At 49.6% G+C, this 13,289-nt stretch carries 10 protein-coding genes, 1 pseudogene and 1 other annotated feature; all 11 genes and pseudogenes read left to right on the forward strand.

The annotated features are described in order from the left end of the window. Positions 1 to 32: 32 nt before the first annotated feature. The 11 genes and pseudogenes from murG (at position 33) to ileS (ending at position 13,120) form a co-directional block, all read left to right on the forward strand. Positions 33 to 1,157 (forward strand): undecaprenyldiphospho-muramoylpentapeptide beta-N-acetylglucosaminyltransferase, encoded by a 1,125-nt coding sequence (gene murG / locus WH45_RS12455; protein WP_046214756.1) that lies wholly within the window; start codon positions 33 to 35, stop codon positions 1,155 to 1,157. 230 nt (positions 1,158 to 1,387) lie between these two features. Further along, positions 1,388 to 2,188 (forward strand): cell division protein FtsQ/DivIB, encoded by an 801-nt coding sequence (locus WH45_RS12460; protein ID WP_046214757.1) that lies wholly within the window; start codon positions 1,388 to 1,390, stop codon positions 2,186 to 2,188. A 372-nt stretch (positions 2,189 to 2,560) separates the two neighbouring features. After that, a complete protein-coding gene (gene ftsA, locus WH45_RS12465; protein ID WP_046214758.1) occupies positions 2,561 to 3,817 on the forward strand; it encodes a cell division protein FtsA in 1,257 nt (418 codons plus the stop codon). 64 nt (positions 3,818 to 3,881) lie between these two features. Beyond that, positions 3,882 to 5,027, forward strand: coding sequence for a cell division protein FtsZ (gene ftsZ / locus WH45_RS12470; RefSeq protein WP_046214759.1), 1,146 nt, complete (start codon positions 3,882 to 3,884; stop codon positions 5,025 to 5,027). A gap of 225 nt (positions 5,028 to 5,252) precedes the next feature. Then, complete coding sequence (gene pgeF, locus WH45_RS12475; protein WP_052723759.1) at positions 5,253 to 6,098, forward strand: peptidoglycan editing factor PgeF; 846 nt, start codon at positions 5,253 to 5,255, stop codon at positions 6,096 to 6,098. An 8-nt stretch (positions 6,099 to 6,106) separates the two neighbouring features. Then, the gene (locus WH45_RS12480) at positions 6,107 to 6,796 is read left to right on the forward strand and encodes a YggS family pyridoxal phosphate-dependent enzyme (RefSeq protein WP_046214760.1); all 690 of its coding nucleotides are present in this window, start codon (positions 6,107 to 6,109) and stop codon (positions 6,794 to 6,796) included. Positions 6,797 to 6,798: 2 nt separating this feature from the next. After that, positions 6,799 to 7,248 (forward strand): cell division protein SepF, encoded by a 450-nt coding sequence (locus WH45_RS12485; RefSeq protein WP_046214761.1) that lies wholly within the window; start codon positions 6,799 to 6,801, stop codon positions 7,246 to 7,248. Positions 7,249 to 7,255: 7 nt separating this feature from the next. Then, positions 7,256 to 7,525 (forward strand): YggT family protein, encoded by a 270-nt coding sequence (locus WH45_RS12490; protein ID WP_082096766.1) that lies wholly within the window; start codon positions 7,256 to 7,258, stop codon positions 7,523 to 7,525. A gap of 117 nt (positions 7,526 to 7,642) precedes the next feature. Then, complete coding sequence (locus WH45_RS12495; protein ID WP_046214762.1) at positions 7,643 to 8,425, forward strand: YlmH family RNA-binding protein; 783 nt, start codon at positions 7,643 to 7,645, stop codon at positions 8,423 to 8,425. 353 nt (positions 8,426 to 8,778) lie between these two features. Next, positions 8,779 to 9,279: pseudogene (locus WH45_RS12500) on the forward strand (DivIVA domain-containing protein); the annotation flags it as partial. Between the two features lie 249 nt (positions 9,280 to 9,528). Further along, positions 9,529 to 9,895, forward strand: a binding site (T-box leader). 129 nt (positions 9,896 to 10,024) lie between these two features. Further along, positions 10,025 to 13,120, forward strand: coding sequence for an isoleucine--tRNA ligase (gene ileS, locus WH45_RS12505; RefSeq protein WP_046214764.1), 3,096 nt, complete (start codon positions 10,025 to 10,027; stop codon positions 13,118 to 13,120). Positions 13,121 to 13,289: the final 169 nt, after the last annotated feature.

A 13,289-nucleotide genomic window follows, 5' to 3' on the forward strand; every position in this document is an offset into this window, starting at 1 on the left:
TACGCAATTTTAAATGAAAGGAGGTGCGATAAATGCGAGTTATATTAACAGGAGGCGGAACAGGAGGCCATATATACCCTGCACTGGCTATTGCCGAGCAATTCAAAGAGCAAGGCATCAAAGCGGAGTTTCTGTATATCGGCGGCAAGCGCGGCTTGGAGACCCGGATCGTACCGGAAACCAAAATGCGCTTTGAAACGATTGATATTACCGGATTCCGCAGGCGCCTGTTCTCACTGGAAAATATAAAGACAATCAATCGCTTTATACAGGGTGTCAAAATTTCCAAAAAGCTGATTCGTGAATTCAAGCCGGATATTGTAATTGGTACCGGTGGTTATGTATGCGGACCGGTAGTGTATGCAGCTGCCAAGCTGGGGATTCCGACCATGGTTCATGAGCAGAATGCAATTCCGGGACTGACCAATCTGTTTTTGAGCGGTTATGCCGATACGGTAGCAGTCAGTTTTGAGGAAGCTATCTCCAAGTTCAAACGAGCCAAACATGTGCTGTTCACAGGAAACCCGCGGGCTACCATGGTACAGCATGCTGATCGCGAACGTGGACTGGCTTCACTGGGACTTCCGGGAGATGCCAAAGTAGTACTGATGGTTGGCGGAAGCCGTGGTGCACGCGCCCTTGTGGAAGCGATGGTGCAGGCAGCACCTTTGCTAAAGCCAAAGCCCGATGTACATTATGTATTTGTAACCGGTGAAATCTACTATGATGAAATCTATGAACGCATTGATCAGGCGACTGATTCGATGCCGAATTATCTGCATGTACTGCCGTATATCCCGAATATGCCTGAAGTGCTGGCAGCGACTTCTCTGGTGATTGGCCGGGCAGGTGCTTCTTCACTCGCGGAGATTACTTCACTGGGTACACCTTCCTTGCTGATCCCTTCTCCAAATGTAACCAATAATCATCAGGAAGCCAATGCGCTGGCTCTCCGAAAAGCTGGAGCGGCGGAGATGATTCTGGAGCGTGAACTGAGTGGAGAAACCTTGATTGCCCATATTGACAAAATTATGGATCATGAAGAGGAGCGACAGAGAATGTCCGAAGCTGCTTCCACTCTGGGCACTCCGCAATCGGCCTTTTTGCTTGTGGAAGAGATACAGCGTATCTGCGGTGCTTCTGCGGTAACCCAATAAGGATACTGAACCGTTACATAGCAGTCGTCCATGCCAAAAACGGAAATGGTTTATCCATATCGGACGACTGGCACTGTGCTAAACAGTTCTCGTGATATGCAGGCAATATCGGGAGACGTTTTGCACTGATTGGGGATTCCAAATGGGACATGCTATAATGACGGAGAAGTTCAGGTATAATCTGGCTGCACTACGGATTGAATTGAAATAAGACTTATTGGAGAATTGCCATGCCAAAGCAAAAACTAGTTGTTCTTCCGAAAAATGAATCTCCTGCAGGATCCCGTCCTTCTGCGGGTCACAAACGATCCGGACGCAAAAACCGATTGATCATTCTGCTGAGCATATTCTTCCTGCTGGTACTGGGAATTGTATTCTGGTTCTCACCGCTGGGCAAAATATCAGAGATCACTTTCAGAGGTAACGCGTTTACATCCAAGGAGGATCTGCTGTCAGTGACCCGTCTGGCCAAAGGCAATGCTTTTTACGGTACTTCTGCAGACACGATCAAGGAAAGGCTGCTGAGTATTCCTGCAATCGAGAGTGCTGCAGTGACCAAGCATTTTCCGGGTAAAATCGATGTTACGATCAAGGAGTACCCTGTTGTAGCCTATGAACTGGCAGGGTCCGGACAATTGACAGCTATTTTGCAGAGCGGAGCTTCGGTACGTGCCGACACGCGCGGCGTAGCTGTAGAAAAGCCCGTCCTCACCCAGTGGGCGGACTATGAAGCGCAAAAGGTTCAGCTGTGCAAAGTACTGGGAACAATACCGGGTGAACTGACATCGGATATTTCGGAGATCATCCCTTCTCCAACGCCTTCGTTCCCAGATCGGATCATGATGTATACCCGTTCACGCTTTGAAGTGATTACAAGCATATCGCTGCTCGCGGACAAGGTGGAATATCTGAATCAGGTTATTGAGACGCAGCCACCCGGCGTAATTACCATGCTGGAAGCCGATGCCTATACCCCGTTCAATCCGGATGATATCAAGGATGAGACGGAAGAGACACCACCTGCACAGTAACGATTTTGACATCTTTTACTAGCAGAATGTACTTTTTGACAATGTTCGGGCCGCAATACTTTCTGCCGCGTCAGAAAAATGCTAGAATAGGCTGTATAGATATTAAAGAATTGTAAACTTTAATACTGGCTTAACAATTTTCTGAAGTACCCGGTGAGCTCTTTCTTTTTTCTCCAGACTTTTAGCGTTTTTCGAGACCTCAAAAAGTTTGCAGAAAAAAGAGGGAAAGCATATGAAATGTGGAATACTAATGTAGAGAGCGTTTTATGGAAAATGATTTTCGGAAATTGAGTTTCCAGCTTTTAGGCAGCAAGCCCGGAAGAACGGAAATGCACTATTTTAACTAAGGAATTTACAGGAGGTGCCAAGGGCTTGAGCAACAATGACATCATTGTTAGTTTGGACATCGGTACATCCAAAGTTCGTGCTATTATCGGGGAAATGAACAATGGAACCTTTAATATTATTGGAGTTGGATCTGCCGACTCGGAAGGAATTCGCAAGGGCGCGATCGTTGATATTGATCAGACCGTGCAGTCCATCCGAAATGCAGTTGATCATGCAGAGCGTATGGTCGGCATTCAAATATCTGAAGTGATTGTAGGTATTTCGGGCAACCACATCGGACTTCAAACGAGCCACGGAGTAGTAGCCGTATCCAATGAAGACCGCGAAATTGGCGAAGAGGATATCGAACGGGTGCTGAAAGCGGCAGAGGTTATTGCCCTTCCGCCTGAACGGGAAATTATCGATGTGGTCGCCAAGCAATACGTGGTTGACGGACTGGAAGGAATTCAGGATCCGCGCGGCATGATCGGAGTCAGGCTGGAAGTGGAAGCGACCATCATTACAGGCGCCAAGACATCCATTCATAACCTGCTTCGTTGTGTAGAGAAAGCGGATCTGCATATTAAGGATCTGGTATTGATTTCCCTGGGAGCCGGACAGCTGGCACTGTCCAAAGACGAGAAAACGATGGGAGCCGTGCTGGTTGATATTGGAGCAGGTTCATCCACCATCGCTATTTTTGAGGAAGGTTCTCTTAAGGCTACCTCTACCTTGCCGATCGGCGGCGAATTCGTCACGAACGATATTGCTTATGGTTTGCGCACCCTGACAGAGAATGCGGAGAAAGTAAAGCTCAAATACGGCTGTGCGCTTCATGAAGAAGCGGCTCCGGATGTTGTATTCAAAGTACAGCGTATCGGCAGCAACGTCGACAAGGAGTTCACACAGCAGGATCTGGCAGCGATTATAGAACCGCGCGTACAGGAAATTTTCGAATTGATTCGTCAGGAAGTTGTACGTCTCGGTTATCATGAGCTGCCGGGTGGTTATATACTCACAGGAGGCACTGTATCCATGCCGGGCGTTCTGGAGATTGCCCGTGAAGAACTGGCAGCCTCTGTCCGGATCGCAGTTCCTGATTACATCGGTGTACGCGACCCTGCCTATACGAGCGGTGTCGGCATCCTGTATAATGTGATTCGCAATATTCGCGGCGGCGGAAGTACAGCTGGCGCCAACAAAAAGGCACCGGCTCGTAACAAAGCCGCATCGACCCCGGAGAGCAATGCAAAACCGGGCTTGATTGAACGGCTCAAAAACATGTTCAGTGAATTCATTTAATAAAAGAAGTTCATTCTAGCTTGGAACGAGCCATTCATGGACAATGAGGGGGAGATGGAAGAGTATGTTGGAATTTGATTTCGAAATGGAGAGCCTGGCCCAGATTAAGGTCATCGGTGTTGGCGGCGGCGGAAGCAATGCAGTCAATCGGATGATTGAGAATGGTGTCCAAGGCGTGGAATTTATAACGGTAAATACAGATGCACAAGCACTGCATCTGGCCAAATCCGAACACAAACTGCAAATCGGCGACAAGCTGACACGCGGTCTGGGTGCAGGAGCAAATCCTGATGTAGGTAAAAAAGCAGCCGAAGAATCCCGTGATCTGATCAGCAATACGCTGAAAGGGGCAGATATGGTATTCGTGACTGCAGGTATGGGCGGCGGTACAGGAACAGGTGCAGCCCCTGTAATTGCAGAAATTGCGAGAGAGTGCGGCGCGCTGACAGTCGGCGTCGTTACTCGTCCGTTCACTTTTGAAGGCCGCAAGCGGTTTTCCCAGGCAGAACTTGGTATCGAAGCACTCAAGGAAAAAGTAGATACCCTGATCGTCATCCCAAATGACCGCCTGCTGGAGATCGTCGACAAGAAGACTCCAATGCTGGAAGCATTCCGTGAAGCGGATAATGTACTGCGTCAAGCCGTACAGGGTATTTCCGATCTGATCGCTGTACCGGGTCTGATCAACCTTGACTTTGCTGACGTGAAAACCATTATGACCGAGCGTGGCTCGGCCCTGATGGGTATCGGTGAAGCAACAGGCGAGAACCGTGCAGCGGAAGCGGCACGCAAAGCGATCATGAGCCCACTGCTGGAGACTTCCATCGAAGGCGCACGCGGCGTGATCATGAATATTACAGGCGGCAACAACCTGTCCCTGTATGAAGTGAACGAAGCGGCTGAGATTGTTATCAGTGCATCTGATCCCGAAGTCAACATGATCTTCGGTGCGATCATTGATGAGAACCTCAAGGAAGAGATCAAGGTTACCGTCATCGCGACGGGTTTTGAACATAAGCCTGCACAGCCAATGCAGCCGGCACGCCGTCCATCCGCGTCCCAGCCGCAGCAGCCAACTTCGGGCGAAGCTCCAGCTGAAGAGAAAGCGCCTAGTCCGCGCCAGTTCAGCAACAATAATCAGCAGCCAAGTGGAGACCAGCTGGATATCCCTACTTTCCTGCGTAACCGTTCCCGTCACAAAAACGACTAGAACCGGTAACACATAAGCGGAAATGGGAACCGGATTGGTGAACATTCCCTGATAGAAGATGGACATGATTTACGGAAAGGACTTGTTTTCTACGGAAAACAGGTCTTTTTCATTTCAACAGGCTTTATGTATTTTGTTAAATATCCGTACATCTGCTATAGAGCAGTATATTATTCTGCGGCTCCATAGGAACTGTACAGAACTGCCAGAGATGAGGTATGCCATATGGAACCATTTATTCATACAATCGAAAATAACAGGCCGGAGCTGTTTATGCTGGACTGTTCCGCATACAGCAGCGGATTGACTGCAGGCTTTACCGGACGGCGCGGCGGTGTCAGCAAAGCGCCTTACAATTCCTTTAATCTAGCCTATCATGTCGAGGACCAGGCAGCAGATGTGCTGGAGAATCGCAAGCTGCTCTGCGATGCGCTCGGCTTTCGTCCGGAGAACTGGGTATGCGGAGAACAAGTGCACAGCAATCATATTGCCATCGTAACAGCGGATCATGCAGGTAAAGGCTGGGCTGACCGGGAAAGCGCATTTCAGGCAACCGATGGGCTGATCACCAATGTGCCCGGCATATTGCTGACTTCCTTTTACGCGGATTGTGTGCCATTATATTTTATAGACCCTGTACATAAGGTCGTAGGACTGGCGCATGCCGGCTGGAAAGGTACGGTAGCCGATATTGCCGGGGAAATGATTCGGACGATGATAGAGCAGTATGGCAGCGATACAGCCGATATCCGTACAGCGATCGGACCTTCGATTGGCAGCGGTCATTATGAAGTGGACAGCAAGGTTATGGATGCGGTAGATGTTTGGACAGCCAGGCTTGAGGGTAATGGTCAGCAGCTTACATACGCGAGACCGGGCAAGCCGGGCAGAACCTGGCTCGACCTCAAACAATTAAATCGGGAAATTATGATTTTTGCAGGAATACAGCCCCAGCATATCGAAATGAGTACATGGTGTACGTACGAGAACAATGATTTGTTCTTCTCTTATCGTGCAGATGGAGGACGTACAGGCCGTATGGCAAGCTGGGTTGGTATAGAAATGGAGTGAACTACAGATTGGGACTACAGGAACGTATAGCTCATGTACAGGAGCGTATTGCCGCTGTCTGTGAGCGAAGCAGCCGCAGTGTGGATGAAGTCCAGGTAGTCGCTGTCACCAAATATGTGTCGCTGGAAAAAACAGCACGCGTACTGGATGCAGGACTTGTACACCTGGGAGAAAACCGCTGGCAAAACGCCCGGGAAAAATGGGAAGCACTGCATGATCGAGGTGTATGGCATTTTATCGGTCATTTGCAGACCAACAAAGTCAAGGACGTTATTGGCAAATTTCAATATATCCATTCCCTGGATCGCCTGTCACTGGCCAAAGAGCTGGAGAAAAAGGCAGCCGAACTGGATATCCGTGTAAATGTATTCGTACAGATTAATATATCAGGCGAAGAGTCCAAATACGGGCTGGCCCCGGAGGATGCGCCTGCTTTGCTGCAGGCTGTTCAGCAGATGCCGCATCTGAATGTGGTAGGACTGATGACGATGGCACCGGAAGTGGATGACCCGGAACAGACACGTCCGGTATTTCGCGGACTTCGTGAATTAAGAGACCGGCTGAACGAGCTCAAGCTGACGGAACAACCTATGCAGCATCTGTCGATGGGAATGTCGGGCGATTTTGAGATAGCAGTTGAGGAGGGGGCGACCTTTGTACGCCTTGGCTCCATTTTGGTGGGTAAAGAGGAGGATTAACGATGGGAGTAATGAATCGCTTTATGAACTTTTTGGGGCTTCAGGAAGAAGAGGAAATTGTGGAGCGCGAGCAGATTATTGAGGAAGATGATGATCACCGTGAAACTTCTCCAGCCGATCTACGTAAGAACAGTAGAGCGAATAATGTCGTTAGTATTCATTCACAAAAAAATGTGAAAGTCATTTTGAATGAGCCGCGAAGCTACGACGAAGCGCAGGATATTGCAGATCATCTGCGCTCGCACCGCTCGGTCATTGTGAACCTGCAGCGTGTCCGTACGGACCAGGCGCTGCGGATTATCGATTTTATGAGCGGAACGGTGTATGCACTCGGCGGCAGCATTTCCAAGATCGGCGGTAACATTTTCCTGTGCACACCGGATACGGTGGAGATTGAAGGCACGATCGCGGAGATACTTGGTGAAGATTTTGATATTAACAAGATGAGGTGATAGAACGTTGGGTACAGTTTTTGCGGTATTAAACATTTTGTACCAGATCTATACGTATATGCTTATTATTTATATCCTGTTGTCCTGGCTGCCTAGCGCACGCGAAAGTTCGTTTGGACAGCTGTTGGGCAAATTGGTAGAGCCTTATCTGGCGCCGTTCCGCCGCTTTATTCCGCCGATTGGTGGAGTATTGGACATTTCGCCAATCGTGGCGCTGTTCGTACTGAATTTGGCTTTTAGCGGCCTTCAGTACCTGTTGATCAGCCTGTTCTACTAATTTGGATTAATGATAAGTCACTATACGGCAGACGGATGTTGCAGGCCGAATACGGCTATATCCTTATACAGTACAGGAGCTGTCGCAGGATAGCTCAATGAAAGGTAGTAACCACTCATGCATAGTAACATTCATCATCATTTTCATCCGGATGAGCGGGAGTTTGTAGAACGGGCTGCGGAGTGGGTTGATAACGCAGCCCGTTATCATGAGCAAAAACTGACGGACTTTCTCGATCCGAGACAGGCCTATATTTTGTCTACACTGATCGCCAGAGAGCCGGATGTGCAGCTGCGTCTGGATGGCGGTGCGCCCCATGCTGAGCGCAAGCGTGCGCTGGTCGGTCCGGATTATCTGGATCTGGAGTCGGAAGACATGCAGCTGGAAGTATTATCGATTACACCCGAGGGTCAGAAGTTCACGGAACTGGAGCATGGCGATTATATGGGTTCCATTCTCGGACTCGGGATGAAGCGCGGCAAGGTCGGCGATATCCATGTACTGGATGATGGCTGTCATACCGTTGTGGCTTCGGAGATCGCTTCCTATCTGCATTTGCATCTGAATCAGGTTCACCGTCTGCATGTAATGACCAGTCTGCTGCCGATCAGTGAACTGCGGGCAGCTGTATCCGATATTCAGACACTGGAACTGAGCGTGGCCTCGATGCGTCTGGATGGCATTGCCAGCGATGTATACCGGCTGAGCCGCAGCAAAATACTCGTTCCGATCAAGGCGGGTCGCTGCCGGGTCAACTGGAAACCCGAAGAAGATCCTTCCCATCCTCTCAAAGAAGGGGATATGGTATCCGTCCAGGGTTTGGGCCGTTTCAAGGTGCTTGAACTGGAAGGAGTGACCAAAAAAGGAAGGTACCGAGTCAAAATCGGTAAATATGTGTGATAAACAGTAGATCCTTCTTTGACGTTCTGGCTGCACAAGCGGATAGCATAACTGTCTGCGGACTGCCTGGCAGGTAAAAGGATGTACACGAGGCAGTCTGTCCGGCTGACGATCAGGCAGAAGGTTGGACAAAAAAACGGACCGGATCCCCATTCAGGTCGGTTTTTTTGTACCGGCTGTTATTTCCGTGGTGCGTACAGTCGCCAAACAGGATCAAAAAACAGGTGCTGTTGGCCGATATAGACTAACATATCTGCTTTCGGCACAAGAGTATATTCAACGTTGCCGAAATACAGTATGATAGCAGTAATGAGGCAATTTAAGCGGCCTGAATATTATAGGAGGTGTCTATTATGCCATTAACCCCGCTGGATATACATAATAAGGAATTCTCGCGTCGGCTGCGTGGTTATGACGAAGACGAAGTGAATGAGTTCCTGGATCAGGTAATCAAGGATTACGAGGGAATGATCCGCGACAATAAAGACCTGCAAAACCAGCTGCTGGCGGTGCAGGAGCGTCTGGACCATTTCGCAAATCTGGAAGAGACACTCAGCAAAACGATCATCGTTGCCCAGGAAGCGGCCGATGAAGTGAAAAACAATGCCAAAAAAGAGGCTCAGCTGATCATCAAGGAATCCGAGAAAAATGCGGACCGGATTATCAATGAGTCGCTGTCCAAGGCACGCAAGATCTCCATGGAAGTGGAAGAACTCAAAAAGCAGGCTTCCATCTACCGGACCCGTTTCCGTACACTGGTCGAAGCGCAGCTGGAGCTGCTCAGCCAGGATGGCTGGGACGCACTGGAAAACCAGACCCGCGAGCTGGAGCGAACCAGCAGCGAACGTCAGGAGCGTAACGAGCGTGAGCGTGAGCAGTGGAACCGTGAGCGCGAACGCCTGGAAGACCGCGAAGCGGAAGAGTCACGTTCTACAGGAGATATGTACTGATATGCAAAAGATCAGGTTGACATTTTCAGCCTGAAGCGCTATAAATATTTTATGACTGTGTATGGATTCCATATTCCGGCACAGCTGACTGTACTGCATACCGTAGCGTAAGCAGACGGTCAGAGATCGTTATAGTGCAATATGATATAACTTCTAAATTCAGTGATGGGGCCAGTACAGGCTGTCATTGTTCCCAGAGAGTTGGCGGCAGGTGCAAGCCAATGAACAATGCGCTATGGAAAATCTCCCCGGAGAAGCGCGGCTGAACCGTAATTTGTAGTAAGCCAAGCCGGATTGCCTGCCGTTACAGAGGCACCGCATTAGATGATGCGGGTACAAGTGTCATTTTATCTGTGGAGATCAATCGCTGCAGCCGCAAGTACATTTTGACAGTCACTCAGCTTGTGATTTTGCTGAGACCGGCAGGAGTGTATGGCAGTCAGCCGATGATGATGTTCGGCTTTACAGCAGACAGATGAAATGGAACAAGGGTGGTAACGCGAGCAGCCTCGTCCCTTTTTGGGATGGGGCTTTTTTGTGTTCTGGAACATGTGGAATACATGGATAACGGCTGCAAGATCAGCTCTTCTTCCTGCAGTCAGACAGAAGGTCACAGCACAATGAGACAGATCGAAAGGATGAAATGGACATGCAAAAGGTAGATATCAAAGAAAAAGCACGGGCACGGGATCTGCGCATCCTGAATAAGTGGAACACGGAACGTACATTCCAGCGTTCCATCGAGAGCCGCGAAGGCAAGCCGAACTTCGTATTTTATGAAGGACCGCCAACCGCGAACGGCAAACCGCATATCGGACACGTACTCGGGCGAGTAATCAAGGACTTTATCGGTCGTTACAATACGATGAAGGGCTATCGTGTCGTGCGTAAAGCAGGCTGGGATACACATGGTCTGCCGGTAGAACTCGGCGTACAGAAAAAGCTCGGCATTTCCCATAAATGGGAAATCGAAGACTATGGCGTAGAGAAATTCATCAACGAATGTAAAGCGAGCGTATTCGAATACGAGCAGCAGTGGCGCGATCTGACCGAAGCGATCGGTTACTGGACCGATATGGATCATCCGTACATCACACTCGATAATAATTATATCGAGAGCGTATGGAACAACCTGGCAACGATCCATGACAAAGGACTGATGTACCGCGGACACCGGGTAAGCCCATACTGTCCTTCCTGTCAGACGACACTGAGTTCCCATGAGGTGGCTCAAGGGTACAAAGACGTCAAGGACCTGAGTGCAACTGCCAAGTTCAAGCTGCACGACAGCGGCGAATATGTAGTGGCATGGACGACAACGCCTTGGACACTGCCTTCCCACGTGGCATTGGCGGTTAATCCGGAGATGGAATATGCACGTGTCAGCCAGGATGGCGAAGTATACATCATGGCCAAAAACCTTGTCGAAGAGGTTATGAAAGAAAGCAAAGGCGATTATGAAGTGCTGAGCACGATGCCGGGTGCCGATCTGGTCGGCAAAACCTATGACCCGCCATTTAACTATGTCCAAGCGGAAAAAGCGAACATCGTCCTTGGCGCAGGGTTTGTTACCGATGCGAGTGGTACAGGTATCGTTCATATGGCTCCGGCTCATGGTGAAGATGACTACCGTGTCTGCCGTGAGAATGGCATCACTTTTGTAAACATGGTTGATCTGGAAGGTAAATTCGTTGATGCGGTAACTGACTTTGCCGGTCGTTTTGTCAAAGACTGTGATGTGGATATCATCCGCTACCTGTCCGAGCATGGACGTCTGTTCAGCAAAGAAAGATACGAGCACAGCTATCCGTTCTGCTGGCGCTGTGATACACCACTGCTCTACTATGCAATGGACAGCTGGTTTATCCAGACGACAGCGATCAAGGATCAGCTGATCGCCAACAACAACGAAGTAAACTGGTATCCGGGTCATGTGCGTGAAGGACGCTTCGGCAAGTTTCTCGAAGATCTCGTGGACTGGAATATCAGCCGTGACCGCTACTGGGGTACACCGCTGAACGTATGGGTATGCGAGGAGACCGGTGAGCAGTTTGCACCGCACAGCATCGCCGAACTGCGTGAGCGTGCCATCGGTGATGTGCCGGAGAACCTGGAACTGCACAAACCGTATGTGGATGATATCAAAGTTCGCAGCTCCTGCGGCAAGTATGAAATGAAGCGTACACCGGAAGTGATCGATGTATGGTTCGACAGTGGTTCGATGCCGTTTGCCCAGCAGCATTATCCTTTTGAAAATGTGGAGACCTTTGAGCAGCAGTATCCGGCAGATATGATCTGTGAAGGGATCGACCAGACACGTGGCTGGTTCTATAGCCTGCTGGCCGTATCCACACTGATGACCGGCAAGGCACCGTACAAAGCGGTTATGGCGACCGGACACGTACTGGATGAGAACGGACAGAAGATGTCCAAATCCAAAGGCAATGTAATCGATCCTTGGGAAGTGATCGAAGAATATGGTACTGACGCTTTCCGCTGGGCACTGCTGTCCGATAGTGCACCATGGAACAGCAAACGCTTCTCCAAAGGCATCGTCGGTGAAGCCAAATCCAAAATGATCGACACCCTCGTGAATACACATGCGTTCCTGACGCTGTATGCAACGATCGATGGATTTGACCCGGCAGAGCATCCATTCCAGCCATCGGCACACAAACTGGACCGCTGGATCGTTTCCCGTCTGAACAGCTTGATCGTTCAAGTGGAGAAAGCACTGGCTGTCAATGATTACCTGAACTCTTCCAAAGCGATCGAAGGCTTTGTCGATGAACTGAGTAACTGGTATATCCGTCGTTCCCGTGACCGCTTCTGGGGCAGTGGGTTGACTGAAGACAAGCTGGATGCTTACCGTACACTGACGGAAGTACTGCTGACGACAGCCAAGCTGGTAGCACCATTTACACCAATGCTGGCAGAAGATATCTACCTCAACCTGAGCAGCGGCGAGAGCGTGCATATGGAAGATTATCCGGTAGTGAATGAAGCACTGGTGGATCTGGAGCTGGAGCGCGATATGGAGACAGCACGCCGCATCGTTGAGTTGGCGCGTAACGTTCGTAACGAGACCGGCATCAAGAACCGTCAGCCGCTGTCCGAGCTGATCGTCTCGCTGGACAAGGATTTTGATCTGGCATCGTATGAAGAGATCATCAAGGACGAGATCAATGTCAAAGGAATCCGTACCGAGCATGACGATGCAGGCTTCGTCGATTTCAGTTTCAAACTGAATCTGAAAGTTGCCGGTAAAAAGTACGGCAAAAACGTAGGTTTCCTGCAGAGCTTCTTCAAGGAAATGTCTGCCGAAGAGACCCGTAATGTTGTGGCAGCCGGTGTGCTGAACATCACTTCTCCGGAAGGCGAAGAGCTGCATGTGACGAGTGAAGAACTGCTGGTAGAGAAAAAAGCCAAATCCGGCTTTGCTTCTGCATCCGGCTATGGTCTGACTGTCGCACTGAACACCGATATCACGCCTGAACTGGAACAGGAAGGCTGGGTACGCGAAGTAGTACGTACCGTACAGGATTACCGCAAAAAGCTTGACCTGCCGATCGAGAAATATGTTCACCTGACCCTGAACGTCAGCGACGAGCTGCGTCAGGCAATCGAAGCATTCGATCATGTACTGCGCGAAAATGTACTCGTCACCGATGTAAGCTTTGGTGAAGTGGAAGGCATGGAGCAGGTAGAGCTGGTCGGTCAAAAAGCAGGTATTCATATTAACTGAGTGGTTGATTCAAGGCAGGATGGAATGTTGTGATTAGCATATTGGATTTGCATTCATATTACGTTCTGCTGATTGCTTCCAGGAGTGAAATATGAGGCTGGCTGTTTTACTTTAATAACGATTGAGCTCATAGATATAATATTGAACCCACCTTTCCTTTGCTGGAAGG

Origin of the sequence: Paenibacillus wulumuqiensis, from assembly GCF_000971965.1 — a bacterium.
GTDB lineage: Bacteria > Bacillota > Bacilli > Paenibacillales > Paenibacillaceae > Saccharibacillus > Saccharibacillus wulumuqiensis.

Bases quoted from the DNA above. Each gene is read 5' to 3' on its own strand.
- WH45_RS12460 (WP_046214757.1), top strand. From the start codon at position 1,388: ATGCCAAAGCAAAAACTAGTTGTTCTTCCGAAAAATGAATCTCCTGCA.
- ileS (WP_046214764.1), top strand. From the start codon at position 10,025: ATGCAAAAGGTAGATATCAAAGAAAAAGCACGGGCACGGGATCTGCGC.
- pgeF (WP_052723759.1), top strand. From the start codon at position 5,253: ATGGAACCATTTATTCATACAATCGAAAATAACAGGCCGGAGCTGTTT.
- murG (WP_046214756.1), top strand. From the start codon at position 33: ATGCGAGTTATATTAACAGGAGGCGGAACAGGAGGCCATATATACCCT.
- ftsZ (WP_046214759.1), top strand. From the start codon at position 3,882: ATGTTGGAATTTGATTTCGAAATGGAGAGCCTGGCCCAGATTAAGGTC.
- WH45_RS12495 (WP_046214762.1), top strand. From the start codon at position 7,643: ATGCATAGTAACATTCATCATCATTTTCATCCGGATGAGCGGGAGTTT.
- WH45_RS12485 (WP_046214761.1), top strand. From the start codon at position 6,799: ATGGGAGTAATGAATCGCTTTATGAACTTTTTGGGGCTTCAGGAAGAA.